At 61.7% G+C, this 24,955-nt stretch carries 21 protein-coding genes; 18 read left to right on the top strand and 3 right to left on the bottom strand.

Annotated features, from left to right (window positions below; genetic code table 11):
• The first annotated feature begins 1 nt into the window (after position 1).
• The 5 genes from AC3WWH_RS21690 (at position 2) to AC3WWH_RS21670 (ending at position 5,844) form a co-directional block, all read left to right on the top strand.
• Positions 2-1,000, top strand: coding sequence for an ABC transporter permease (locus AC3WWH_RS21690; protein ID WP_058323943.1), 999 nt, complete (start codon positions 2-4; stop codon positions 998-1,000).
• Positions 997-2,172, top strand: coding sequence for an ABC transporter permease (locus tag AC3WWH_RS21685; RefSeq protein WP_058323942.1), 1,176 nt, complete (start codon positions 997-999; stop codon positions 2,170-2,172). Before AC3WWH_RS21690 ends, AC3WWH_RS21685 begins: the two co-directional genes overlap by 4 nt.
• A 69-nt stretch (positions 2,173-2,241) precedes the next feature.
• Positions 2,242-3,459: a glycosyltransferase family protein gene (locus AC3WWH_RS21680; RefSeq protein WP_492377267.1), complete on the top strand. Its 1,218-nt coding sequence runs from the start codon at positions 2,242-2,244 to the stop codon at positions 3,457-3,459.
• Positions 3,460-3,463: 4 nt separating this feature from the next.
• Positions 3,464-4,708, top strand: a complete 1,245-nt coding sequence (locus AC3WWH_RS21675; protein ID WP_058323940.1) for a glycosyltransferase — start codon at positions 3,464-3,466, stop codon at positions 4,706-4,708.
• On the top strand, positions 4,708-5,844 hold the full coding sequence (locus AC3WWH_RS21670) for a glycosyltransferase family protein (RefSeq protein ID WP_113399071.1): 1,137 nt from the start codon (positions 4,708-4,710) through the stop codon (positions 5,842-5,844). The genes AC3WWH_RS21675 and AC3WWH_RS21670 overlap by 1 nt, the downstream gene beginning before the upstream one ends.
• Positions 5,845-5,935: 91 nt before the next feature.
• Here the strand turns inward: AC3WWH_RS21670 and AC3WWH_RS21665 are convergent, their stop codons facing one another.
• Positions 5,936-6,610: a class I SAM-dependent methyltransferase gene (locus AC3WWH_RS21665; protein ID WP_058323938.1), complete on the bottom strand. Its 675-nt coding sequence runs from the start codon at positions 6,608-6,610 to the stop codon at positions 5,936-5,938.
• A 304-nt stretch (positions 6,611-6,914) separates the two neighbouring features.
• On the opposite strand from AC3WWH_RS21665, the gene AC3WWH_RS21660 reads away from it, so the two are divergent.
• The 8 genes from AC3WWH_RS21660 to nadE all read left to right on the top strand — a co-directional run bounded on the left by AC3WWH_RS21660 (position 6,915) and on the right by nadE (position 16,554).
• Positions 6,915-9,617: an ABC transporter transmembrane domain-containing protein gene (locus AC3WWH_RS21660; RefSeq protein ID WP_058323937.1), complete on the top strand. Its 2,703-nt coding sequence runs from the start codon at positions 6,915-6,917 to the stop codon at positions 9,615-9,617.
• A 91-nt stretch (positions 9,618-9,708) separates the two neighbouring features.
• A complete protein-coding gene (locus AC3WWH_RS21655) occupies positions 9,709-10,173 on the top strand; it encodes a cyclic nucleotide-binding domain-containing protein (protein WP_057251293.1) in 465 nt (154 codons plus the stop codon).
• A 106-nt stretch (positions 10,174-10,279) separates the two neighbouring features.
• Positions 10,280-11,041 (top strand): FkbM family methyltransferase, encoded by a 762-nt coding sequence (locus AC3WWH_RS21650; RefSeq protein WP_058323936.1) that lies wholly within the window; start codon positions 10,280-10,282, stop codon positions 11,039-11,041.
• A 342-nt stretch (positions 11,042-11,383) separates the two neighbouring features.
• The gene (locus tag AC3WWH_RS21645) at positions 11,384-11,608 is read left to right on the top strand and encodes a hypothetical protein (RefSeq protein WP_156433190.1); all 225 of its coding nucleotides are present in this window, start codon (positions 11,384-11,386) and stop codon (positions 11,606-11,608) included.
• 146 nt (positions 11,609-11,754) lie between these two features.
• Entirely contained in the window at positions 11,755-13,692 is a 1,938-nt protein-coding gene (asnB, locus tag AC3WWH_RS21640) for an asparagine synthase (glutamine-hydrolyzing) (RefSeq protein WP_492377266.1), read from the top strand.
• 22 nt (positions 13,693-13,714) lie between these two features.
• Positions 13,715-13,981, top strand: coding sequence for an acyl carrier protein (locus AC3WWH_RS21635; protein WP_057251289.1), 267 nt, complete (start codon positions 13,715-13,717; stop codon positions 13,979-13,981).
• 21 nt (positions 13,982-14,002) lie between these two features.
• Complete coding sequence (locus tag AC3WWH_RS21630; protein WP_492377265.1) at positions 14,003-15,550, top strand: class I adenylate-forming enzyme family protein; 1,548 nt, start codon at positions 14,003-14,005, stop codon at positions 15,548-15,550.
• Positions 15,547-16,554, top strand: coding sequence for an NAD(+) synthase (gene nadE, locus AC3WWH_RS21625; protein WP_058323932.1), 1,008 nt, complete (start codon positions 15,547-15,549; stop codon positions 16,552-16,554). The genes AC3WWH_RS21630 and nadE overlap by 4 nt, the downstream gene beginning before the upstream one ends.
• 70 nt (positions 16,555-16,624) lie before the next feature.
• Here nadE and AC3WWH_RS21620 read toward each other — a convergent pair whose 3' ends face one another.
• Positions 16,625-17,740 carry a hypothetical protein gene (locus tag AC3WWH_RS21620; RefSeq protein ID WP_492377264.1) on the bottom strand — a complete coding sequence of 372 codons (1,116 nt, stop codon included), beginning with the start codon at positions 17,738-17,740 and terminating at the stop codon, positions 16,625-16,627.
• A complete protein-coding gene (locus AC3WWH_RS21615) occupies positions 17,737-18,390 on the bottom strand; it encodes a N5-glutamine methyltransferase family protein (RefSeq protein ID WP_082641002.1) in 654 nt (217 codons plus the stop codon). The genes AC3WWH_RS21620 and AC3WWH_RS21615 overlap by 4 nt, the downstream gene beginning before the upstream one ends.
• 272 nt (positions 18,391-18,662) lie before the next feature.
• Here AC3WWH_RS21615 and AC3WWH_RS21610 point away from each other — a divergent pair, with 272 nt between their 5' ends.
• The 5 genes from AC3WWH_RS21610 (at position 18,663) to AC3WWH_RS21590 (ending at position 24,946) form a co-directional block, all read left to right on the top strand.
• Positions 18,663-19,985 carry a lipopolysaccharide biosynthesis protein gene (locus tag AC3WWH_RS21610; protein ID WP_058323496.1) on the top strand — a complete coding sequence of 441 codons (1,323 nt, stop codon included), beginning with the start codon at positions 18,663-18,665 and terminating at the stop codon, positions 19,983-19,985.
• Positions 19,975-21,123, top strand: coding sequence for a hypothetical protein (locus AC3WWH_RS21605; protein WP_058323497.1), 1,149 nt, complete (start codon positions 19,975-19,977; stop codon positions 21,121-21,123). Before AC3WWH_RS21610 ends, AC3WWH_RS21605 begins: the two co-directional genes overlap by 11 nt.
• 128 nt (positions 21,124-21,251) lie before the next feature.
• Positions 21,252-22,850, top strand: a complete 1,599-nt coding sequence (locus AC3WWH_RS21600; protein ID WP_058323498.1) for a GumC family protein — start codon at positions 21,252-21,254, stop codon at positions 22,848-22,850.
• A gap of 13 nt (positions 22,851-22,863) precedes the next feature.
• Positions 22,864-24,192 carry an O-antigen ligase family protein gene (locus AC3WWH_RS21595; protein WP_058323499.1) on the top strand — a complete coding sequence of 443 codons (1,329 nt, stop codon included), beginning with the start codon at positions 22,864-22,866 and terminating at the stop codon, positions 24,190-24,192.
• Positions 24,185-24,946, top strand: coding sequence for a polysaccharide deacetylase family protein (locus tag AC3WWH_RS21590; protein WP_058323500.1), 762 nt, complete (start codon positions 24,185-24,187; stop codon positions 24,944-24,946). The genes AC3WWH_RS21595 and AC3WWH_RS21590 overlap by 8 nt, the downstream gene beginning before the upstream one ends.
• Positions 24,947-24,955 lie beyond the last annotated feature (9 nt).

The raw sequence follows: 24,955 nt of genomic DNA, 5'->3' as shown, positions 1-24,955 counted from the left end.
CATGCTGCGATATATTCTCTGGCGTATCGCAGCGATGGTTCCAACCCTCCTCATCATATCGGCTCTTGTCTTCACCATCATCGAACTGCCGCCCGGCGACTACTTCGAGAGCTATGTCTCCGAGATCAAGGCGCAGGGCGAAGGCGTCGACATGGAGCAGATCGAGGCGCTGAGGAAGGAGTACGGCTTCGACCAGCCACCGGTCCTGCGCTACGTCTACTGGCTCGGCGGCATGCTGCAGGGCGATTTCGGCTATTCCTTCGAATACGAACTGCCGGTCAGCGCCGTCGTCGGCGACCGTCTGTGGCTGACGATCCTCGTCTCCTTCGTCACCATCATCTTCACCTGGCTGATCGCCTTTCCGATTGGCATCTATTCCGCGACCCACCAGTATAGCTGGGGCGATTACGGCTTGTCGCTGGTGGGCTTGATCGGCATTGCCATTCCGAATTTCATGCTGGCGCTGATTCTGATGTATTTCGCCAATATCTGGTTCGGGATTTCGATCGGCCACCTGATGGACCAGAAGTATCTGGCCGAGCCGATGAGCTGGGCCAAGGCGAAGTCTATCCTCGAACATATCTGGATCCCCGTCGTTATCGTCGGCGCGGCGGGCACGGCCGGCATGATCCGGCGTCTGCGCGCAAATCTGCTCGACGAACTGCAGAAGCAGTATGTCGTAACGGCCCGCGCAAAGGGCCTTTCGCCGATGCGCACGCTGGTCAAATACCCTCTGCGCATGGCGTTGAACTTCTTCATATCGGATATCGGCTCGATCCTGCCGGCGATCATTTCCGGCGCTGAAATCACCGCGATCGTGTTGTCGCTGGAAACCACCGGGCCGATGCTGATCAAGGCCCTGCAAAGCCAGGACATGTATCTCGCTGGTTCGTTCCTGATGTTCCTCGCGTTTCTGACCGTGATCGGCGTGCTGATTTCCGATATCGCGCTCGCCATTCTCGATCCTCGAATTCGGCTGCAAGGCAGGAGCACCAAGTGACGTCATTTCTTCCGGCGCCCGGCGAGCCCTTGCCGCATTACGTATCGACTGCTCCCTTCGATCCCTATTCCGTCGAGGCGATGACCGACGAGCAGGTGCGCGTCAACCAGGCTTCCCAGCTTCGCCTGATGTGGTGGAAATTCCGCCGCCACAGGCTCGCGCTCGTCTCCGGCATCTTCCTCGCGGTGTTCTACCTCACGATCGTCGTCTCTGAGTTTCTGGCGCCTTACAACCTGCATACCCGCAACATGGATTACATCTACGCACCGCCGCAGGCGGTGCACCTGTTCCATGAGGGCCAGTTCGTCGGTCCCTTCGTCTATGGACGGACCATGGCGCTGGATATGGAAACGCTGAAGCGCAACTATGCCGACGATGTCACGGACGTGCAGCGACTCCGTTTCTTCTGCCGGGGCGACAGTTATCGTTTCTGGGGCCTGTTCGACAGCAACGTGCATCTCGTTTGCCCGGCGAAGGACGGCCAGGCGTTCTTCCTGGGGACTGACCGTCTCGGTCGCGATGTGCTGTCGCGCATCATTTACGGTGCCCGAATTTCGCTGACGATCGGCCTGCTCGGCATCACCGTCAGCTTCGTGCTCGGCATCGTCATCGGTGGCCTTGCGGGTTATCACGGCGGCGTCTTCGATCTCGTCGTCCAGCGCGTCATCGAAGTCCTGCAGTCTATCCCGAGCATCCCGCTCTGGCTGTCGCTCGCAGCGATCATGCCGGCGACCTGGAGTCCGATCCTGATCTATCTGGCGATCACGATCATCCTCGGGCTTCTGGACTGGACGGGGCTTGCGCGCGCGGTGCGCTCGAAACTGCTGGCGCTGCGCGAGGAGGATTATGTGCTTGCGGCCCAGTTGATGGGCGCAAAGAGCAGCCGCATCATCGGCCGGCATCTCGTGCCTGGCTTCATGTCGCATCTGATCGCCACTGCGACGATCTCGATCCCCGGCATGATCCTCGGCGAGACGGCTCTGAGCTTCCTCGGCCTCGGTCTTAGACCCCCCATCACCAGTTGGGGCATTCTCTTGACGGAGGCCAAGAGCGTCAGCGTTATTGCTTTCTACCCCTGGCTCCTATTTCCCACAATTCCGGTCATTCTTGTGATTTTGGCGTTCAACTTCTTAGGAGATGGGTTGCGTGACGCAGCCGATCCCTACAAATGAAGCCCGATTTGAAGCTGACAACCAGTCAGCGCCAAACGGTTCATTGATCCTGAGCGAAAGGTTTCTTGCATGATGCGGCGTTTTGAAGATGCCCGGATCCTCATGTATAGCCATGATACGTTCGGGCTTGGGCACCTCCGGCGGTGCCGCACGATCGCGCATTCCCTGGTGGAAGACTACCGCGGTCTGAACATCCTGATCATCTCCGGCGCGACGATCGCCGGTGCGTTCGACTACCGTGCGCGCGTCGACTTCGTGAAGATTCCGAGCGTCATCAAGCTGCACAATGGCGACTACACCTCGCTCGACCGTCATATCGAGCTCGACGAGACGCTGAAGATGCGTCAGGCAATCATTCGCCACACAGCCGAGACCTTCAAGCCGGACATCTTCATCGTCGACAAGGAGCCGATGGGCCTGCGCGGCGAGGTCGAGGAGACGCTGACCTATCTGAAGGCGCATGGCACGACGCTGGTCTTGGGCTTGCGCGAGGTCATGGATGCGCCGCATCTGCTGGAAGCGGAGTGGAAGCGGCGCGACACCATGCGCAAGATCGAGCAGTATTACGATACGATCTGGGTTTATGGCCCGCCGGATTTTTACGATCCGCTGACCGAGCTCGAAGTGCCGCCGGCTGTCCGCGACCGGATGAATTTTGTCGGCTTCCTGCAGCGCAGCGTTCCGCGGGAAGAACTGCCGGGCCATAAGCCGCAGGGCGATTACATACTGGTCACCACTGGGGGCGGAGGCGATGGTGCGGACCTGATCCACGACGTTATCCACGCTTACCAGCAGGACCCGGAGCTTACGCACAATGCGTTGATCGTGCTCGGGCCCTATATGCCGGTCAAGAAGCGGGAAAAGCTGATCCGCAAGGGCAGCAAGATCCCCTATGTCAAGATCATCGAGTTCGATAATCGCATGGAAGAGCTCATCGCCGGCGCAAAGGGCGTCGTTGCCATGGGCGGCTACAACACCTATTGCGAAATCCTCTCCTTCGACAAGCCGGCGCTGATCGTGCCGCGCATCCAACCGCGCGAGGAGCAGTTGATCCGCGCCCGCCGCGCGGCCGAGCTTGGGCTCGTCGAAATGCTGTTGCCGGACGAAGCGGACGATCCGCTGCGGTTGGCGGCGGCGCTGAAGGCGCTGCCGTCCCGGGCGCCGCCTTCGAAAAGCACCGCCAACGGCTTGCGGCTGGAAGGGCTCGTGCATATCTCCGAGATCGTTGGTCGGTGGCTCGACCGGCCGTCGAGCGACCACTTGAATATCGTGAAGAAATCGAGCTGAAGCATTGCCGACAGATCGCAAGATTGCAGTCGTGCTGAAGGGCTATCCGCGTCTTTCGGAAACCTTCATCGCGCAGGAACTGCTTGGCCTTGAGCGGGCCGGACTAGACCTCGTACTGATCGCGCTTCGCCGTCCGACCGACGGCAAGCGTCATCCGGTGCACGACGAGATTCGTGCCGATGTTCACTATCTGCCCGAATATCTGCATGAAGAGCCGCTGCGGGTGCTGCGCGGTCTCGTGCGTTCCCTGACGAAGCCGGGTTTCTGGCCGGCATTCGGGCTCTTTCTGAAAGACCTGCGCCGCGATTTCAGCCGCAACCGCTTTCGCCGGTTCGGGCAGGCGGCCGTGCTCGCTTCGGAATGGCCGGGCAATCCGCGCTGGCTGCACGCGCATTTCATACATACGCCTGCCTCGGTGACCGCCTATGCCAGCGTGATCGCCGGTACGCCCTGGACCTGCTCGGCGCATGCCAAGGACATCTGGACGTCGCCGGACTGGGAGCTTTCCGAAAAGCTTGGCCGGGCGCGCTGGACGGTCACCTGCACGCGCATGGGCTACGAACATCTGAAGAGCCTGACGAGCGAAAAGGCGAGGGTGCATCTGAGCTACCACGGTCTTGATCTTGATCGTTTCCCTCGTTTCGAGGGCACGCATTCTGACCGCAATGGTTCCGACCCTTCGGATCCCGTCCGCATCGTCAGCGTCGGCCGCGCCGTCGACAAGAAGGGCTACGACGTCTTGCTGAAGGCACTCTCGCTGTTGCCGGCGGACCTTCATTGGCGGTTCGAACATATCGGTGCCGGCGAACTGACCAGCAAGCTCAAGAGGCTTGCGACCGAACTTGGCGTTTCCGGCAGGGTTTCCTGGAAGGGTGCGCTCGACCAGACCGACGTGCTGGCGCATTACCGGACGAGCGATATCTTCGCGCTTGCCTGCCGGATCACCGCCGACGGCGATCGCGATGGGTTGCCCAATGTGCTTGTCGAAGCATCGAGCCAACGACTCCCGTGTGTCTCGACGGCGATTTCCGGCGTTCCGGAACTTCTCGTCGATGGCGAGAACGGCAGGGTCGTCCCGTCGGAAGATCCGCAGGCGCTTGCACGGGCCCTGGAGCAACTCATCCGAGATCCCGCGCTTCGTCACTGCCTGGGCGGTGCGGCGGAGCGGAAGGTCCGCGTGCAATTCGACCACCACACCAGTATCGATCAGCTTGCCGCCCTGTTTGCCAGCGAATGGAGAGCCGCGTGATGCGTGCGCGCCGTGTCTTTTTCTACGTGCAGCATCTCCTCGGCATCGGCCATCTGGCGCGGGCGAGCCGGATCGCGAGCGCACTTGCCGCCAGGGGTTTCGAGGTGACCGTCGTGACCGGCGGCAGCCCGGTGCCGGGTTTCCCGGGGAATGACGTAAAGCATGTGGCCCTTCCGCCGGTGCTCGCCGGCGACAAGGGGTTTTCCGGCCTTGCCGACAGCGAGGGAAATCCGGTGAGCGACGCTTTCAAGGATCGGCGCCGGGAGCTGTTGATCGAGGCGTACCTTGAATGCGACCCCGATATCGTCATCTTCGAAGCCTTCCCTTTCGGCCGCCGCCAGATGCGTTTCGAGCTGATGCCCTTGCTTGAGGTGATCGAAAGGCAGACCCCAAGACCCCTCGTTGCCGCTTCGCTTAGGGACATCCTGCAGGCGCGGACGAAACCTGGCCGTGCCGAGGAGACCCTCGACGTCGTCAGGGCATATTTCGATCTCGTGCTCGTGCACGGGGACCCTGCCTTCGCGCGGCTCGAAGAGACCTATCCCTATGCGGCCGAGATCGAGGACAAGGTCGCCTATACGGGCCTCGTGGCGGGGCCTGTACCGGCCGCTCCGGCGGAAACGTTCGACGTGCTCGTTTCGGCCGGTGGCGGGGCGGTGGGCAAGGAACTGATCGGCGCGGCGTTGCAGGCGGCGAGCTTGCTGCCGCGCGAGCTGCAATGGTGCCTGGTCACGGGGCCGAACCTGCCGCAGCAGGACTATGACGCCTTCCAAGCCGCCGCGCCCGGCAACGTGCAGCTCTTCCGCTTCCGAAAGGATTTCGCGAGCCTGCTTTCGGGTGTGCGGCTTTCGGTTTCTCAGGCCGGCTACAACACGGTCTGCGACATCATCCGCGCCGGTTGCGGATCCCTGCTGATCCCCTTCGTCGCCGGCGGCGAAACCGAGCAGTCGACCCGAGCGGAACGGCTCGACAAGCTCGGCCTTGCCGGCGTTCTGCCGGAGGCCGAGGTGACGCCCGAGAGGCTGGCGCGCGATGTCGAAGCGATGCTGGCGCGACCGAAGCCGAACATTCCGCCGCTGGATCTGGACGGCGCGATGAAGACCGCCGAAATCCTGGAAGGCCGCACGGCTCTTTGATCGGTCTCCGCGCGGGCGGCGTCTTCTGTGAACGGTCGGCGTCTTATTCGACGGACAGATAGCTCGCTTTGCTGCGGCGCCCGAGCCGCCCTCAGACCGTACCGATCAGCATGAAGCGGGTATATCTTTTCGTCGGCAGCGCGCCGGCAAATTCGATCGTCGAAAGCGCCGCCTGTTTCGTGAACTCCTCGACGGAAGCCACGCAATTGATATGGGTGGGCTCGCTGAAATAGTCGTTGGATTGCAGCAGAACGCGCGTGCCGGCGGGAATGCGATCGAGCCACGATCTCAGATCGGCGATGTGTTCGCAGCTCGTGTTGATGACCAGGTCGGCCCCAAGCGTCGTATAGTCGATCGCATACATGTCGGCCGTGACCGCACGGAATTTCTCCGGGAAGGCATAATTCAGGGTTCGCGCAACCGTTTCCACGTCCGGGTCGATGTCGAAGCTGTCGACCGCAGCCACGTTGAAGCGCGCATCCTCCAGCAGCATCGCGCCGAGGATGCCATACCAACCGCCGAGGATCGCAATCCTGGCGTAGGATGAACCCGCAACACTCAAAAGCGTGTCGCGCGCCCAGACCTTGCAGGCAACCTGCTTGTGATTGAAGGCGTTGGCGATGTGGGCTTCGGGATGTTTGGCGATTACCTTCGCGACGCCTTCGATGAGGGGGCTCTGCGTATAGGCGGCGATACCGCGTGCCAAATCAAAGGCATGCTCGTACCAATCGCTGGTTTGGGAAGTCGGGTGGCTGGTGTGTTTCATGCTCTCGTTGTAAGCTGGGCGCCGGGCGAGTGCAATAACGGCGTGTGCTTCGGAGAGTGACGTTCTCTGTGGTTGCCTTCGCGGCAGTGGAGTCGGAACCGCGTCCATTGCAGATTTCCCTCGCACCTGCATAATCGACAGAACCGGATTCGGCGCCGGACGGAATATGCAGGCATCCACTTCGCGATCGAGCGCCGACAGGCACCCATCCGGAGGCTTCGCCGAGGAATGATGCGTGGTGAGGCAAACGGCAGCCCGCCACGCCAGCAGCTATCGTGTTCAATAAGGTCCTATTGCCAGACACATGGAACCACGCCTTTCCCGCTACATCTGGGCCCACACGCGCAAGGATCAGCTTTGGATTCTGGTGATCGTCGCGCTGTCGATGATCCCCTATTTCCTGTCCTTCGACCTGCCGAAGCAGATCGTCAATGGACCGATCCAGGGTGACGGCTTCGACAGTCCGGAGGCGACGCAGGCCTTCCTGCCGATTTCGTTCGACTTGCCGTATTTCGGAACGATCAATGTCTTTGACGGTTTCCATCTCGGCCGAGAAGGCATGCTGCTCGCGCTCAGCCTGGTGTTCCTGCTGCTGGTGGTCATCAACGGCCTTTTCAAGTTCTACATCAACACCTTCAAGGGCCGACTCGGCGAGCGCTTGCTGCGGCGTATCCGCTTCGAACTCGTCGATCGTGTCCTCCGCTTCCCGCCAAGCCACTTCAAGAGAGTGAAGCCGGCCGAAATCGCAACGATGATCAAGGATGAGGTCGAGCCGCTCGGCGGCTTTACCGGTGACGCCTTCGTCTCGCCGGCGCTGCTCGGCGGCCAGGCGCTGACGGCGCTGGTGTTCATCCTGCTGCAGAGCTTCTGGCTCGGTCTGATCGCGACGCTGATCGTCGCCGTGCAGGCGGTCATCATCCCGCGCATGCGCAAGCGGCTGCTGGTGCTTGGGCGTGAACGGCAGCTGACGGCGCGCGAACTCTCCGGTCGTGTCAGCGAAATCGTCGACGGCATCGGTGCCATCCGCGGGCACGATACCTCCAACTATGAGCGCGCCGACATCGCGGCGCGGCTCGGCCGGATCTTCAAGATCCGCTACGACCTCTACCAGTGGAAGTTCCTCGTCAAGTTCATCAACAATTTCCTGGCGCAGGTCACGCCTTTCCTGTTCTACGCGATCGGCGGCTATTTCGCGCTTCAAGGTCGCCTCGATATCGGTCAGCTCGTTGCCGTCATAGGCGCCTATAAGGACCTGCCAGGTCCGCTGAAGGAGCTGATCGATTGGGATCAGGCTCGCCAGGACGTTCAGGTCAAATACGCGCAGGTCGTCGAGCAATTCAGCATCGATCCGTTGCTCGATCCGAAGGTTCAGGCCGTTGCGGCGGGGACCATCGAATCGTTGAGTGGTCCGCTGGCGGCGGTGAACCTGACGGTGATCGACGACGGCGGCTCGACCGTGCTCGACCACGTGTCGCTTCAGGTGCAGCCTGGCGAGAAGGTGGCGCTGACAGGCGGTGGCGAGGTGCTGGCGGAGGCCTTCGGCCGGCTGGTCTGGCCGGCGAGCGGCAAGGTGGTCATCGGCGGCCAGGACATTCTGGAGATCCCGGAATCGGTTACCGGACGTCGGATCGCCTACGCTTCGTCCGATGTCTACGTGTTCCAAGGCAGCCTCGGCGACAACATCCTCTACGGCCTCAAGCACGCTCCGCTGACGGAAGTAAACTACGAAGGGGAGGGCGCTACGCACCGCAAGTGGGAAGTGACCGAGGCGCGCCTGGCCGGCAATCCGCATTTGGATGTCAACAGCGACTGGGTCGACTACGGTTCGGCCGGGGCGAGCGGTCCGGATGATCTGCTCGTGCAGATCCGCCCGGTTCTCGACGCCGTGCTGCTGACCAATGACGTGATGGCGCTGGCCGTCCGCTCGACGATCGACGCGAACCGCCATGCGGCGTTCGCAGCCGGCATCGTCGAAATGCGCAGCGCGCTCAGGCAACGTCTTGAAAAGGAAAAGCTCAGCGATCTCGTCGTGTTCTTCGAACCGGGAACCTACAACATCGAGGCGACGATCGGCGAAAACATGCTGTTTGGCACGATCACCGATCAGGCGATGTGGGCGAACGCGCTTGAGAACCACCCGTTCTTCAAGACGATCCTGCAACGGGTCGGGCTGCGTGACACATTCTACGCGATGGGGATCGAGATCGCCGAGAACGTCGTCGAACTGTTCCGCGACTTGCCGCCGGATCACCCGTTCTTCCAGCAGCTGACCTTCATGACCGCCGAGGAAATACCTGTCTACGAGGCCATCCTGCAGAAGGTGCGCAGTCGCGGCAAGGCCGAGGTTTCCGAAGACGATCAGATCAAGATCATCCGGCTGTGCTTCGATTACATCGAGCCGCGGCACCGCTTCGGTTTACTGACGGAAGAGGTCATGGCGAAGGTTGTTGCCACGCGCCGTGAGTTCGATGAGGGCTTGCCGGCCGACCTCGCTGGAATGATCGAGCATTATCGTCCGAACCGTTACATTGCCTCAGGCAGCATCATCGACAACGTGCTCTTCGGGCGTATTGGCCACAAGCATGCCGATGGGTCGGAAAAAATCCGGGCGATTGTCCGCGATCTCTTCGAAGCCGGCGGCCTCTATAACGAAGTGCTGGCCTTCGGTTTCGACTACAATGTCGGCGCGGGCGGCAAACGTCTGACGGCAGCGCAGCGACAGAAGCTCGATCTTGCGCGCGCGCTTATCCGCGCCTGCGATTTCTATATCTTCAACCAGCCGCTGCTTGCGCTCGATCAACGCGTCCAGGAGCAGGTCGTGCGCAACGTCTTCTCGATGCTTGACCGGGCCGGGCGCGATCCAGCGATCGTCTGGGTTCTTGCCAATCCCTCGTTGATGGACCTCTTCGACCGTGTCGCAAAGTTCGAGAATGGGCGCCTGATTCATGACACCGGTGCCGATGCCGCAGTGGATGACGGACGCGACTACAAGGAAATGGCATCTTGATGTAATATTAATGTCAGGGCACGAGCATATGGTCCCGCCGCGATGCGGGAGGCAGACTGCTCCCGACGGGAAATCGGAGACACGGATTGTGATGTTGCTCAAGGATGAAGTTGAAATGCTGCGCCGGATAACCCTGTTTTCAGGATTGCCGCCGGCAAAGTTGAAGCTTCTTGCCTTCACGTCCGACAGGGTGATGTACGGTGCCGGCGACGCGCTGTTCTATCAGGGTGACATCGGCGATGCGGCCTATGTCATTCTCTCCGGCAAGGCGGAGGTACTGATCAACACCGCCGGCGGGCCCTTCAAGATTGCCGAGTTCGAGCAGAATTCGATCGTCGGCGAAATCGCCATCCTCTGTAATACGCCTCGCACGGCGACCGTGCGGACCACCACACCGCTCGAAGCCTTGCGTATTCGCAAGGAGGATTTCCTCAAGCTGCTGGCCGACTTTCCCGAGATGGCGGTGGAAATCATGCGTGTCCTGGCTGACCGCCTGGCCCAGACCACGGCCGAGCTCAGCGAAGCCCGTAACCAGGTCGAGCGGGTCGACGCCTGACGCACCCCGCAACCTAAGCTGTATCATGTGGAGACATTCCCTCAGGGCATGTGAGCCTTTCGCAAAAGCGATTCCGCTTGGCGGGTTTATCGGCTAGACAGGCGACATGCGTTCGATCACCTATTTCCGCAAAACCGTTCAGTTTCCCGACAAGCCGGAGAAGAAGCGTTTCTTCGCGCGGCTGCAGAATGGCGATTGGGAGCCTTGTACGTTTCAGAACATCGAGCGCCTTGTCGATCGCAAGACGACCTTCATCGACATCGGCGGATGGATCGGAGTGACGCCCTATTGGGCCGCGCAGATCGCAGACAACGTCATCACCGTCGAGCCCGACCCCGTCTGCTTCGGCATCCTCAAGGAGATGCAGCCCGAAAACAGTGGTGAGGTGCGCGTGATCAACGCCGCACTTTCCGAGGACGAGGTGCTGGTGTTGCACTCTGTCGGCGGCGGTTTCGGCAGCTCGGAAACCTCCGCGCTGATTGCCGACGACAACGGCGAGGCGATCCGGGCGCAGACGGTTACGATCGCCGAGCTTCAGACCATGGCCCGGACCGAGCGGCTCTGCTTCAAGATCGACATCGAGGGATATGAGTATCGTGCCCTGGATCAGTTCCGGGCTATCGATCCGCAACGCACAGCCGGCGTCCTGCTTGCGGTGCACCCGCAAATCCTCTTTGCCTCGCTCAGCGGTCCTTCGGTGGTGCGCGCCATTCGCACGATTACAGCCACGATGCGCCTGATCCGCAGCCTGCGCGGCTTCAGCCTCGACAATCCCTCGGCGATCTGGGCGGCGCTGCGCAAATCGATCGCCCGCCGGGAGTTTCGGGGCTTCGACCTTTTGTTCGTTTCCAGGCAGCGCGACCGCTAGGCGGTTGCGAGAACGGCACCGATCGCTTGAATCAGATGGCTGTCTCTTCGCGCAGACGCGCTCGGCGATAGGCGTTCAGGTCACGTCCTGCGGGATCATTCTGGAGCGAGACACGTTCCCGCCGACAACAGGCGCGGAGCCGGCATGGTTAACCATTCTTTAGAGAATGTTAATTCTTCGTTTAAAGACGTAATTTTCAGTGCTATAAATTTCTTGGCCGCTATTGCCTACCGCGCCGCGCGTCATATGAGACGCGCAAAGGTTGTTGTAGTACTTTGATTTGCTGCATGCCTTTGTCCTCAGATTGAGGTCGATCTAAGGATTCATGCAGGAACCTTGATATTGTATCGTGAGGGCGACCGCATGTCATGGATGTATTTTGCATCTGCCGCCTATTGCCTGACCGCCTTGTTTCTCATGGCGATGACTTATCTCGAAGGTTTGCAGGCGCGTGCGCCTTGGAACATGTATCGTTTTGCCGGGCTGGTCATCTGCATTCTTTGGCCGGTCCCGTTTCTCTATCTGATGTTTAAAATGATATCGAAAACAAGAATCTCGGAGCGTTAAGGTTAGACTTCCCTGCCTCTATGTCGGGTTTTGCGCCCGAACCGTGGCATTTACCATACAACCAGAAAATGCCGGAGATTTAACCCATGAGTACCTCATGCGGATTATGCTTCAGCGGTGATCGACCGGTGTGAAAGTAGTTGAACATGTGCGGTTTCGGTGGCTATTTCGGCTCAATTCCAGACGCAAAGCACCTCCTCGAGAGAATGGTTTCCGCGATTGCCCATCGCGGCCCGGACGAGAACGGCGTCTTCGTCGACAAGGAGGCCGGACTTGGTCATGCGCGCCTGTCGATCGTCGGTCTCGGCGACGGCCAGCAGCCGATGTCGGACGAGAGCGGTGAATTGACGATCGCCTTCAACGGCGAGATCTTCAATTATGTCGAATTGCGCGATGAGCTGCGTACCAAGGGCCGGCGCTTCCACACCTCGAGCGACACCGAAGTAATTCTGCATCTTTACGATGTCATGGGGGAGGAGTGTCTGTCCCGTCTGAATGGCGATTTTTCCTTCGCCATCTGGGATCGCCGCCGCCAGCGGATGATGCTGGCACGCGACCGGATGGGTGTACGCCCGCTGTTCTATATGAACCGTGGCGGCACGCTCTATTTCGCTTCCGAGATCAAGGCCCTGCTTCAGGTGCCGGGCGTTTCCGCCGAACTCGATCCCATCGCGCTCGACCAAATTTTCACGCTCTGGGCGCCGATCGCGCCGCGCACTGGCTTTCGCGACATTCATGAGCTCGAGCCGGCGCATCTCATGATTGCAGAAAAAGGCAAGGTCGCGATCCGGCCCTATTGGCAACTCGACTATCCCGACAGCGGGGCATCGCCACTGTTCACGGACGAGCGCGCCGCTGCCGAAGAACTGCGTGCGCTGCTCACGGATGCCACCCGGATCCGGATGCGCGCCGATGTTCCCGTCGGCTCCTACCTTTCGGGTGGGCTCGACTCCTCCATAGTCGCGGCGATGGCGACCGGCATGGCGCCGCAGGGGCTGAGGACCTTCTCCGTCACTTTCGACAGCGTGGAGCACGACGAGAGCGCCTTCCAGATGGAAATGGCGACAGCGCTTGGTACCCACCACAGCGCCGTTGCCTGCCGGGTGGGCGACATCGCGCGGTCTTTCCCGGAGGTGATCCGCTTTGCGGAGCGACCGATTATCCGAACGGCGCCGGCACCTCTCTATCAGCTTTCAGGTCTCGTCCGGGAGCAGGGGCTGAAGGTGGTTCTGACGGGCGAAGGGGCCGACGAGGTCTTTGCCGGCTACGATATCTTCAAGGAGGCGCGGGTCCGCCGGTTCTGCGGCCGCCAGCCCGGGTCGCGCATGCGCCCGCACCTCTTCCGCAAGCTCTATCCCTACATCCCGGGCCTGCAGCAGCAATCGGCGGAGTATCTCGCCGCGTTCTTCGGCGCTGGCGATGTGCCGCTCGACGATCCGCTCTTCTCGCACCGGCCACGCTTCAAGAGCACGGCGGCGACCAAGATCTTCTTCTCGGGCGACCTGCGTACGCGGCTGAGCAACTACGATGCGGCGGAGGATCTGGCGAGCCGGCTCCCGGCAGCCTTCGGACGTTGGCACCCCTTGCACCAGGCGCAATATCTCGAAAGCCGCTTCCTGCTGCCGGGCTATATCCTGTCGAGTCAGGGCGATCGCATGGCCATGGCCCACGGGATCGAAGGACGCTTCCCGTTCCTCGATCATCGCCTCGTCGAATTTGCGACCCGTCTGCCGCCCGAAATGAAGCTGAAGGGGATGGTGGAGAAGCATATCCTGCGCGAAGCGACCAAGGATCTGTTGCCCCCGTCCATCGGCCAGCGAACCAAGCAGCCCTATCGCGCGCCCGACAGCCATTCCTTCACCGGGGCGGGCGAACTCGATTACGTCCGCGATGCCATGAGTGAGGCGCGCGTCAGCGACAGCGGGCTTTTCAATGCCAAAGCCGTGACGAAGCTCTACGAAAAATGCCAGTCGCAGCCGGTCACCGGCTTCCGCGACAATGCGGCTTTCGTCGGAGTCCTGTCGACACAGCTCTGGCTGCAAACCTTTACCGGCACCAGCGTCCGCGCGGCGGAAGCAGCCTGAACCATTTAGGAAAGGGAACCACATGACGGAAACGATCAAAGACAAGGTTAGAGCCTTCGTCATCGAAAACTTCCTGTTCGGCGATACATCCTACGATCTCGCCGATACAGCCTCGCTCATCGAGAATGACATCATCGATTCAACCGGCGTTCTCGAACTGGTGGCCTTCATCGAAGACCAGTTCGGCATTGTCATGGGCGACGCCGACATCGTGCCTGCGAATCTCGATTCTCTTGCGCGCATTTCGGCCTTCATCGAGGCCCGGGTCGGGGCGCCGGCCACGGCATAATCAAGGCGCGAGGGGGCGTCCATGCGGTTCGAGCAATTCCTTATTGGCAATGCCGGCAGGCAAGCGGCGAAAACGGCGCTGGTCACCGACCGCCGTCGCCTTAGCTACGGCGAATTCGACGACCTAACGGGCAGGCTGGCTGCCGCGCTGGCGCGGGCCGGCGTCAAACGCAACGATCGCGTGCTCGTCTTCATGGACAATTGCTGGGAAGCGGCTGTTTCGATCTTCGCGATCCTGAAGGCCGGCGCGACCTTCAGCCCGATCAACGCCTCGACCAAGGCGGACAAGCTCGCCTATATCATCACCGACTGCGAGGCGGCGGCGATCCTAACGCAGGCAAAGCTGATGCCGATCGTGGCGGAGGCCCAGGCGCTGAGCGGCAAATCGGATCTCTTCGTGGCCTCGACGGCTGCGCCCAATGGCCAGACGCCGGCTGACGCGATCTCCTTCGAAACCTGCCTCGCGGAAGTGGCAACGCCCGTGCCGCATCGCGGCATCGATGTCGACCTTGCGATGCTGATCTACACCTCGGGTTCGACCGGTCGGCCGAAGGGCGTGATGATGACCCATCGCAACATCGATGCGGCATCGGAGTCGATCACCACTTATTTGCGCAACGAACCGGACGACATCATCCTCAACGTATTGCCGCTTGCCTTCGACTACGGCCTCTATCAGCTGCTGATGGCGATCCGCATCGGCGCGACGCTGGTGCTCGAAAAATCCTTCGCGTTCCCGCATGCGATCTTCGAGCGGATCCGGGAGGAGGGCGTTACCGGCTTCCCGCTGGTTCCGACGATGGCGGCGATGATCCTGCAGATGCGCGATCTGGAACCCGGCTTCCTGCCGAGCCTGCGTTATCTCTCCAACACCGCCGCTGCCTTGCCGCCGCCGCATATTGCGCGGCTCCGCGAGCTCTTCCCGGGCGCCCGGCTCTATTCGATGTACGGGCTGACGGAGTGCAAGCGCTGCACCTATCTGCCGCCGGAAGAACTCGACCGCCGGCCGGGTTCGGTCGGCATCGCGATCCCGAACACCGAGGCGTTCGTCGTCGATGACGAGGGCAAATGCGTGCCGCCGGGCGTTCCCGGCGAACTCGTCATTCGCGGTCCCCACGTCATGCAGGGCTACTGGCGCAACGATGCCGCGACTGAGCGGATGCTGCGACCGGGGCCGAACCCCTGGGAAAAGGTGCTCTATACGGGCGACCTCTTCCAGACCGATGAAGAGGGCTTCCTCTATTTCGTCGGCCGCAAGGACGACATCATCAAGACGCGCGGCGAAAAGGTCGCACCCAAGGAAGTCGAGACGGTGCTGCATGCGCATCCGGGCATCGCCGAGGCCGTGGTGGTCGGCGTCGCCGATCCGGTGCTCGGCCACGCGATTGCGGCGCTGGTGGTGCTGTCCGATCCCAGCCTGACGGACAAGGACATTATTCGCCACTGCACCCGCCATCTCGAAGATTTCATGGTGCCGAAGATTGTCGAATTCCGCACCGAACTTCCAAAGACGGATACTGGTAAGGTCAGCCGCCGCCTTGCAGCCGAGACAATGGAGCCCGCCCAATGAACATTCTGATGACTGAGGGCGCGCGCCCGTTTTCGGCCGAGACGCTGACGATCGATCATGCGGCCGAGACTGACCGGATCGTCGCCGGGCTGCGTGAGCAGTTGCGGACGATGAAGAAGCGCGGTCTGGTGCTCGGGCTCTCCGGTGGTATCGACTCGAGCGTTTCGGTCGCGCTGGCCGTGCGTGCCGTCGGCGCCAAGAATGTCTTCTGCCTGTTCATGCCGGAAAACGATTCCGATCCGGAAAGCCTTCGCTTTGGCCGTCTCGTCGCCGAGACCTTCGGCGTCGCGGCAATCATCGAGGATATCGGTCCGACGTTGAAGGCGATGGGCTGCTACGAGCGTCGCGATGCTTTCATTCGCGAGCTGGTTCCGGACTATGGCGACGGATGGGCCTCGAAGATCGTGATCGCCAATGCGCTCGAGGGCGAAGGCTACAATATTTCCTCGCTCGTGGTTCAAAGCCCCGAAGGCACGCGGTCGAAGCACCGCATGCCGCCTTCGGTCTATCTCGGTATCGTCGCCGCCACCAACATGAAGCAGCGCACGCGCAAGCAGGTGGAGTATTATCACGCCGACCGGCTGAATTTCGCGGTGCTCGGCACGCCGAACCGGCTGGAATACGACCAGGGTTTCTTCGTCAAGAACGGCGACGGGGCGGCTGACGTCAAGCCGATCGCGCATCTCTACAAGTCGCAGGTCTACGCGCTTGCCGCCTATCTCGGCATTCCCGAGGAGATCAGACGCAGGCCGCCGACGACCGACACCTATTCGCTGGAGCAGACGCAGGAGGAGTTCTACTTCTCGCTGCCATACGACCGCATGGATCTCTGTCTCTACGGGCTCAACAACGGCATCGATATCGACGCCGTCGCTCAAGCGGCAGGCTTGACGGTCACGCAGGTGGAGCGCGTCTGGGCGGATATCGCCGCGAAGCGCAAGGCGACGCGCTACCTGCATCTGGGTCCCCAGCTCGTGCAGCCGGTGGAGGAGATCAAGGGCTGATGCGAGCCGCGTAGCTCGGCGAGGTTGTTGCGGTGGCTTCAAGGAAACGCCGCAATAACCGAAGCCCTGGTCAGTCGAACTGTCCGGCGATCAGCCGGCACCAATGCTCTCCGGCAATACCGTTGAAAAAGCCTTGTCCGTCCCGGCAGGCCTGGACGATTGCGGGATCACGGGAGTGAAGCACCGTCGAGGCGACATGGACGAAGGCGATCCGACGCCCGAGCATGGCTTCCATAAGCACCGGTTGTGTCCGTCCCCGCAGGCCCGGAAGTCCACGCTTGGTGGCATGATCGACAAGACAGTCGATGACCGGGCCGGCCTGGCCCGGCAGCGCCAATACCTGCAGCACCCGCCCGATCTCGCTCGCCCTGGCGTAATAGGCGAAAGCGCCAACGAGCGTGCCGGTGCGCGCCGTGACCAGAGCGTAGACGAGCTCTCCCTGTTCGGGCTTTTGCTCCGCATCACCGAGAATGTAGTCGAGCTGCCCTTCGGCCCATTCGGGGCGAAGCGGAAACTGCGCGATGAAGCGATCGACCACGGCGGCAAAGCCATTGCGATCGGTTTCCTGTGTCGTGAAACCGGCCTGGCCGATGCCGGCGGCAGACACGGCAGACCAGCGTTGTTCGCCCGGCGCCATCCGCTTGCGGTAGGCGCTGTCAATGGCCCGCGCGAAAGGTGCGGCGAGCCGCGCCGGCTTGATGCGGTTGGCCGCAACACTCAGGCTGAAGGAAGCGGGCTGGATGACGCGCACCCAGTCGAGGCTGTATTGCGGCAGGACGACGCCACGAAGCCGTGTCCACATCTGCGCCGAGACGTCGCTTGCAGTTTCGCTGAAGGAAAGATCCTGTGGTCCGGCCAGAAAGGCCTTGAGGATGCGCGCTCCGGCCAAGGGATCGTTCTCGCGATCCTCGACCATCAGCGAGCCGCAGATGGCCGCACGCAGCCGGCGGCCATTCAGCACCATTGGCAGGACGTTGACGCCGACAAATCCGGAAATGACGCCCTTGTCGTTCACGTGCACGAGGGGGCGTATCTCCGGATCGCAGCCGGGCGCATCGAGGTAAAGCTGCTGCATGTAATCGGCAAGTGCCGGCGGCGGTGTGCCCTGGTCGTTGCGGAACACCCGCTGGAACATGCCTGCGATCGCTGGGATGTCCGCGCGTTCGAGCGAACGGATTTCGCTCATTTGGGTAAGCTTCCGGCCCGGTCGTCGACTTTCCTGACGATCGCGACGCGCGGCTTGCCGTCGCGGTCGGTTGCGAACGTCACCGGCTCATAGGTCTTGATGCGCGACAGAAGGGCGGCCGCCTGTCGATCCTGGCCTTCGCCAAACTCGAACAGCAGCCAGCCACCCGGCTTCAGAAAGGCAACGGCGTCGCGGATCAGCCGCTGGTGAATGGATATGCCATAGGGGCCGCCATCAAAGGCTTCACGCGGCTCGCTTTCAAGCAGGTGCGCCCGGTCTCCCTCCAGACGTCCGGTCGAGATGTAAGGCGGATTGCAGACGATCATATCGACCGCGCCTTCGAGATTATCGCCTTCGAAGGCGGCGAAGAGATCACCTTGCCGGATGGAGACACGTGCGCCGGTCTCGAGCCGGTCGACGTTGCGGCGCGCCAGCGCAACGGTGCTGTCCGTGAGGTCGGCGCCCCAGACGCGGGCAGACGGGACGTCGTTGGCGATACCGAGTGCGAGATTTCCAGAGCCGCAGCACATGTCGATGACGGTCGGTGCCGAAGGGCCATCCGCGAGGATCGACACGGCTTTTCTTCCCAGGAGCTCCGTTTCCTCGCGCGGGACGAGAACGTCGGGTGCCAGTTCAAGCTCCACGCCCATGAAGCGATGCAGACGGATATGATTGTCGTTGTGCGGCACGGCCACCCCCTCGTGTCCTCGGTCGAATTGTTCCTGGATAAATCTGTAGACGCGCAGTGCTGCAGACTATTGTAATCGGGTAAATGAAGCTCAAATGCAATTGCGGCGCATGTGTTAACCGCGCAATCATCTCTACCTGCTACCTTGCGCAGCGATCAAAGGCGATTGCTCGCTGTCATTGAGTGCACTTTTGCGCAATGAACGGTGCGGGTTGGTGTCAAGGGCAGATCGGAATGGCTTCGGAAGGTGTGAAGGAACGCGCGCACAGACCGTTCCTCTCGATGATCATGTCCTATGCTGCATCTGGCGGCAGCCTCGTCATCGGGTCCGCCGCCCAGCTTCTGACGTTTGCTATCCTGGCGCGCTGGCTTGGTGTGCATGAATTCAGTGTTTTCGTCGCAATTACCGCTGTCGCCAACATCGCCGTGCACCTGTGCGGTCTTGGCGCGATGGAGTGCCTGGTGCGCCGCGTGGCGCGCGATCGCAGCATGTACGCGCGCATGCTCGGGCACAATATTCTGCTGACCGCCGTGAGCGGCGTGATCCTGGTTCTGCTCGGCGCTGCCGTCCTGCCGTTCTTCTTCACGTTGTCACCGAATCCCGCGACCAATGTCGCGGTGATCACGCTGATGCTCATCACCAACATCGTCTTCGTTCGCATCATCGTGCTGGCGGAGCAGATCTTCCTCGCGCATTCGAATTTTGCCTCGGCAAACAAGGTCGTCGTCGGCTTTGCCGTGGCGCGCACCATTGCCGCCGCGCTCGCCTGTATCGGGTTCGGAGTTGCGACGGTCGCCTCCTGGGCAGTGTGGCAGTTCATCTGTCATGTGCTCGTGGCAGTCGGATGCTGGCGTGCAGTCAAGGTGCTGGGGCGTCCGACCTATGGCATCGTCCGTGAAGAGTTGCCGCTGGGGCTCTATTTCAGCATCCCGTTCATCCTGCGTGCCGTCAGGCAGAATGCCGACCTACTGGTTTTGAGCCTGGTGGCGACTGCCGAGGTCATGTCGAGCTACAGCGTCGCGCGGCGTATGCTGGAGAGCAGCTATCTGTCGGTCGAAGCGCTGAACCGGTTGATCTATCCCGGCTCCGCGAAGGCGACTGCAACCGGGCTGCATCATGCGTTCGAACGTGTGCGCAAGGTGCTAATTGCCGCCACCTCGATCAGTATCGCCGCCGCTATTGCGGTCTTTGTACTCGCTCCAGTCCTGCCTTATCTTTTCGGCAAGGATTACGTGTCGCTCGTTTCCTTCGCCCGCATCCTCTGCTGGGTCGTCGTGCCGCTTGCCATGTGGACGGTTGCAATGGAGGCACTCGGCGCATCGGGTCACCATCCGGCGCGCGCCTCGGTCATGGGCCTCGGCAGCGTGCTCGGCGCCGCGCTGACTGCCTGGGCCACCTGGTATGCGCCGCCGACCGGAACCTTCGTCTCCTTCTATGTCATCGAAATTGCGATGGTCATCGTGTCCTGGACCGTCTTCTTGCGCTTCGTGCGGAATGATCGGGAGCAGGCCGCTGGCGGTGCGTCTCTGGCAACGAGGATGGCCCATGAAATTTGAGGCCGAAAACATCCAGGCCGCAAGGCCGCTCAGCCGGGAAATGCCGCGCCTGGGCAACGTAAGGGCCATGGAGCCGCGGGATATTCCCATCGTCAGCAGCATGTTCACCCGGATCTTTCGTAAGCGCCAACAGGCGGCGAGCGAAGAGCTTCGACACTATCTCGAGACCACCTTCTTCGGCAGCCCGCTCTATAGCCCGGACAACGGCAGCATCGTCTATGACGACGGGACTGGCGGTATCAGCAGCGCCATACTGGCGCTCCCGATGGAGTTCACGGTCAATGGACGACATACGGTGGCGAAACTGCTTTGCGCCTTCATGTCCGAAGGCAAGGTCGGCGCAGTCGGCGCGGCCTGCCTTGCCCGCGCCATGCGCGCCGCCAAACAGGACATGTGCTTTTCGGACAATTCGTCGCCGGTCAGTGCGGACCACTGGGTGGCAGGCGGGGGCGTCGTGCTTCCGATACAGAGCCTCGATTGGCGCCGTTCCTTCCGGCCGCTCAAAGCCTGGGCTCTGACGATCGGCCGGCAGGCGCCGCTCCTCCGGTCGCGCGTCGTCCTGGGGCCGCTTGCGGTTGCCGATCGAATCTTGCGCCGCCGTCGCCCCCGGACGAAGCCGGACGCCGCGGCCGGTTGCGCGACGCGCGCCATCGATCCCGCGGCCTTTGTCGAATGCGCCGAGCCGATGCTCCAGCGTTTTGCCGTCAGACCCGTGTGGTCCCGCAGTGAATTCGACTGGCTGACGGCCGTCGCCAGTTTGAACAGCACTCTGGGTGAACTCCTGAGCCGGGAGGTCGTGGATGAGGGCGGGCGTGTGATCGGCGCCTATCTCTATTTCGGCAAGGCCGGTGAGACGGCGACGGTGCTCAACATCGTCTGCGAGGCCGGCCGTGAGTTCGACGTCACCGCGCAAATGTTCCATTCGCTTGATGCGGAGGGCTACGCGCTTGCCACCGGCAGCGCGCAGCCTTTCCTGATGAACGCGATCTCTCGCCAGAGATGGCTCTCCTTCCATCATCGCGGCTACTTCTGCATGGTGACCCGGCATGCGGATCTCAAGGATGCCGTGCAACGCAACGATATCTATGTCGGCGGACTGGCATCTGAGAGCTGGAGCCGGTTGCTGACCGACTTCTGACCCCGTGCGTTAAGCGGCAAGCCCTTCCGTTTAACGGAATATTCACCCTACAACCTTAATTCTGCGATAGCAGGCGGCTCGCGGGGTCACGATCTTCGCGTCTTGATGGGCGTGCGTGAGGGATGCTTATGTACAGGCCGGACGAGGCCGAAAAACGGAGGCCCAGCCAGCCGGCGCACGATCAGCGTGCACCGGCCGCGAGAGGCTCGTTGCTCGATCTGCTGTCGTCTGACTTGCCCGAAGCGGAGCAGGTGGCCGAGGAGCCTGTAAACGCCCGGCCGCAACCCAAACATCCCTCGGAAGTATCGAGGCGCCAGGTCAAGGCCGCTGCGTCACACAGCTATCTCCCCGGATTGAACGACCTCGGCAACATCGGCGTCGATGATATCATCGGCTGGCTGCGCGAAGGGCTCCTCTGGATCGTCGTCGCAGTGATGCTCTGTGTGGCCGCCGCGCTCGCCTATGCGGTGACGGCGACGCCGCGCTACAATGTCTACACCGACATCGTTGTCGACCCCTCCAATCTCAATGTCGTCAGCGACGACGTTTTCACCTCCAATCCGCAGCGCGACGCGCAGTTGCTGGAGGTCGAAAGCAAGCTTCGCATTCTTACATCGCGCAACGTGCTGTCGCGCGTGATCGACCAGTTGCGCCTTGCCGAGGATCCGGAGTTCGTGAAGCCCTCGGCCTTCGGTTCGCTGAAGAACCTCTTTTCGACGAAGGCGGAGCAGCAGGCAGGAAATGAACTTGCCGCGATGCGGGCGCTATCGGAGCGCGTCGAAGCCCGGCGCGAGGAGCGCTCCTTCGTCGTGGTCATGAAGGTCTGGAGTGAGGAGGCGTCAAAGGCGGTGACACTGTCCAACACGATCGTCGCGGCCTTTGAGCAGGAACTGTTTCAATCTGCCGCCGAGAGCGCCGGCCGTGTTGCCCAGAACCTCAATGCACGGCTCGACGAATTGCGCCACAATGTCACCGAGGCTGAACGCGCCGTCGAGGATTTCCGCCGCAAGAATGGTCTGCAGTCCACCAATGACGGCCAGCTCGTCAGCAATCAACTTTCAAACGAATTGAACACGCAGGTTCTCGACGCCCAACAGCGCTTCATCCAGGCGGATACGCGCTACCGGCAGATGAACGATGCCATCGCTCAGGGCCGAACCGCGAGCGCCTCGGAGTTCGAATCCGTCAACATGACGAACCTGCGCGAGCAATATAACGTGCTGCAACAGCAGATCGCCTCGATGCAGCGCACCTATGGTGAGCGCCATCCGCGTCTCGTCAATGCCCGCTCCGAGCGCACGACGCTGGAAGGGGCGATGACCGACGAAGCGCGCCGCATTCTCGATCGTGCCAAGGCGGACATGGATCGCGAGCAGCAAGCGTTTGCTGCTCTGCGGGCCAAGGCGAGCGACGAGAAGTCCAACGTGTTTTCCGATAACGAGGCCCAGGTTCAGCTTCGAGACCTCGAACGCGATGCCCGCGCCAAGGCCACCATTTACGAGACCCACCTGGCGCGCGCCCAGCAGATCACCGAGCGCCAGCAGATCGACACGACCAATGTCCGCGTGATCTCGCGCGCGCTGCCGCCGAATGCGCGGAGCTGGCCGCCACGGACATTGATCCTGCTCGCGGGCGGCGCGATCTTCGGTCTCGCACTTGGTATCGGCCTGGCCCTGACGCTGGGGCTCTGGCGTTTCCTGCGCGGACGCCGGCCCGCAGTGGCCTGAGAGAGGGGACGGCATGACGAGCGCCGTCTATCGCGAGGAGAGCCCGGCGGACCTGATCCGCGTCCGCGTCGGGACCATGCTCTTCATGGCGACGTTCCTGTTTTTCTGGATAACGACCACGCCCTTCATCGACCTGACCGGGGCGGCGGTGCTGGATCCTTCGGCCGGCAACTCCAATCGGTTGAACCAGATCGTATCGCTTGCACTCTTCGCGGGCATGTTCGCCTATGGGCTGGCGCATCCGATGCGGGGCATCATCCTGCAGCCGCGGCCATTGCTGACTGTCCTCTACATCTGGTTCCTGTTCGTCTCGGCTATATCGGCCTATCCGATGTTCGGCATCAAGGGGACCGTGCTCGCCGTAATGGTGACGATCAACGCCAGCATTTACCTGCTGCTGCCCGCTTCGGAGCGACATTTCGCCAAGATGCTCGGTATCGGCACCCTGTTCATGCTGGCGGTCGCCTATTACGGGATTCTCTTCAAGCCGACGCTTGCAATCCACCAGGCCTCCGAGCTGCGCGAACCGATGAACGCCGGCCTTTGGCGTGGTCATTTCCCCCACAAGAACAGCGCCGCGGCGGCCATGGTGATTGCCGCCTTCTTCGGCCTCTTCGTCATGAACGTCTGGTCGCGACTGGCGGGCCTTGCCATCGTCATCCTGTCGTTCAACTTCCTGCTTCATACCGGCGGCAAGACGTCGACCGCCATGCTGCCGGCGATCGTGCTGCTTGCCTGGGTTTTCGAGCGGATCCGCTTCCTGCGCATCCCGATCGTTATCGGCGGGGTCGGTCTGTTCAATCTCTTCGCCGTCGGCTCCGCGGTGTTCAAGCCACTCAGCGACTTCGTCACCGAGCTTGGCATCGATGCAACCTTTACCAACCGCGCCGATATCTGGCGCTTCGCCTTCACGGCGCTCGCCGAACAACCGATCACCGGCTACGGCTTCAAGGCTTTCTGGCAGACGTCGGAACTGGTCAACAGCGGTGGCTCGATCGAGACCTGGGCTGTGGCAGCCGCAAATGGTCACAACTCCTATCTCGACATCGCCCTGACGACGGGTTTTCCCGGATTGTTGCTGACGGTGATCTGGCTTTTGGTTCTGCCTCTCCGCAACATCGCGCGCCTAGCACCGGCCGTGGAGCATTCGCATCTGACCCGGCTTTACATCCGCGTCTGGCTCTACACGATCTTCAACGCCGGCCTCGAAAGCCTGTTTTTCGAGGGCGGCAACCTGCTGTGGTTCACCTTCCTCTTTTCCCTCTACGGCCTGCACCTACAATCGCGCGCGGTTCTCTCGGTGGCCCCGCAGCAGGTAAAATCCGGAGCCGTCTATGCCTGATCTCCTGCAAACCGTCGACGGCCTTGTGGATCGCGTCGCCAACCGGTTGATCTGGCGGTTCGCGGCCAAGCCGCGCGACGTTGTGACCGATGTGCCGCTCGTTTCCTTCACCTTCGATGACGTGCCGGATACTGCGCTTCATAACGGGGCAACGATCCTCGAACGCCACGGTGCGCGGGGAACGTTCTACATCGCCGGCGGATTGGCCGATCGCGTCGAGGTTGATCGCACTCTGATCTCAGCGCAGGGATGCGCCGATCTCGCCGATCGAGGCCATGAAGTCGGCTGCCACACCTTTTCACATAGCAAGATCAGGCGCCTGGGTGCTGCCGGTCTTGCTCGGGATCTCGACCGCAATACCGATTATCTGAAGCGCAGCGGTGTCGGGCCGGCAGCGACGAATTTCGCCTTTCCCTACAATGCCGCCTGGCCGCTGTCGCGCCGGGAACTGGGTCGGCGCTACCGCACCTGCCGCGCCGCTGGCGAAAGCATCAATCGCACCGCCGTCGACCCGTTGATGCTGAAGGCAGTGGAGATCCGTCAGCCGGAAGCGGATGCGCGGGCACTGAGCGGTTGGATCGACGATGTGGTCGCCCGCCCCGGCTGGCTCGTGTTTTTTACCCACGACATCGCCGCGCGTCCGACGCCCTATGGCTGCACGCCGGAGACCTTCGAACACCTCGTCGAATACGCGGTCGCAACGGGATGCGTGGTCCTGCCCGTCGAGCGGGTGCTCGACAGGCTCGGCTGGTAGGAGAGCGCC

The organism is Ensifer sp. EB106-03-01-XG145 (assembly GCF_058792075.1).
Note: the sequence above shows the minus strand (reverse complement) of the source record. Positions and strands in the feature narration are given on the sequence as shown.

Coding starts and splice junctions, on each gene's coding strand:
- AC3WWH_RS21690 (WP_058323943.1), top strand. CDS start 2: ATGCTGCGATATATTCTCTGGCGTATCGCAGCGATGGTTCCAACCCTC.
- AC3WWH_RS21680 (WP_492377267.1), top strand. CDS start 2,242: ATGATGCGGCGTTTTGAAGATGCCCGGATCCTCATGTATAGCCATGAT.
- AC3WWH_RS21670 (WP_113399071.1), top strand. CDS start 4,708: ATGCGTGCGCGCCGTGTCTTTTTCTACGTGCAGCATCTCCTCGGCATC.
- AC3WWH_RS21665 (WP_058323938.1), bottom strand. CDS start 6,610: ATGAAACACACCAGCCACCCGACTTCCCAAACCAGCGATTGGTACGAG.
- AC3WWH_RS21660 (WP_058323937.1), top strand. CDS start 6,915: ATGGAACCACGCCTTTCCCGCTACATCTGGGCCCACACGCGCAAGGAT.
- AC3WWH_RS21655 (WP_057251293.1), top strand. CDS start 9,709: ATGTTGCTCAAGGATGAAGTTGAAATGCTGCGCCGGATAACCCTGTTT.
- AC3WWH_RS21650 (WP_058323936.1), top strand. CDS start 10,280: ATGCGTTCGATCACCTATTTCCGCAAAACCGTTCAGTTTCCCGACAAG.
- asnB (WP_492377266.1), top strand. CDS start 11,755: ATGTGCGGTTTCGGTGGCTATTTCGGCTCAATTCCAGACGCAAAGCAC.
- AC3WWH_RS21635 (WP_057251289.1), top strand. CDS start 13,715: ATGACGGAAACGATCAAAGACAAGGTTAGAGCCTTCGTCATCGAAAAC.
- AC3WWH_RS21630 (WP_492377265.1), top strand. CDS start 14,003: ATGCGGTTCGAGCAATTCCTTATTGGCAATGCCGGCAGGCAAGCGGCG.
- nadE (WP_058323932.1), top strand. CDS start 15,547: ATGAACATTCTGATGACTGAGGGCGCGCGCCCGTTTTCGGCCGAGACG.
- AC3WWH_RS21620 (WP_492377264.1), bottom strand. CDS start 17,740: ATGAGCGAAATCCGTTCGCTCGAACGCGCGGACATCCCAGCGATCGCA.
- AC3WWH_RS21615 (WP_082641002.1), bottom strand. CDS start 18,390: ATGGGCGTGGAGCTTGAACTGGCACCCGACGTTCTCGTCCCGCGCGAG.
- AC3WWH_RS21610 (WP_058323496.1), top strand. CDS start 18,663: ATGGCTTCGGAAGGTGTGAAGGAACGCGCGCACAGACCGTTCCTCTCG.
- AC3WWH_RS21605 (WP_058323497.1), top strand. CDS start 19,975: ATGAAATTTGAGGCCGAAAACATCCAGGCCGCAAGGCCGCTCAGCCGG.
- AC3WWH_RS21600 (WP_058323498.1), top strand. CDS start 21,252: ATGTACAGGCCGGACGAGGCCGAAAAACGGAGGCCCAGCCAGCCGGCG.
- AC3WWH_RS21595 (WP_058323499.1), top strand. CDS start 22,864: ATGACGAGCGCCGTCTATCGCGAGGAGAGCCCGGCGGACCTGATCCGC.
- AC3WWH_RS21590 (WP_058323500.1), top strand. CDS start 24,185: ATGCCTGATCTCCTGCAAACCGTCGACGGCCTTGTGGATCGCGTCGCC.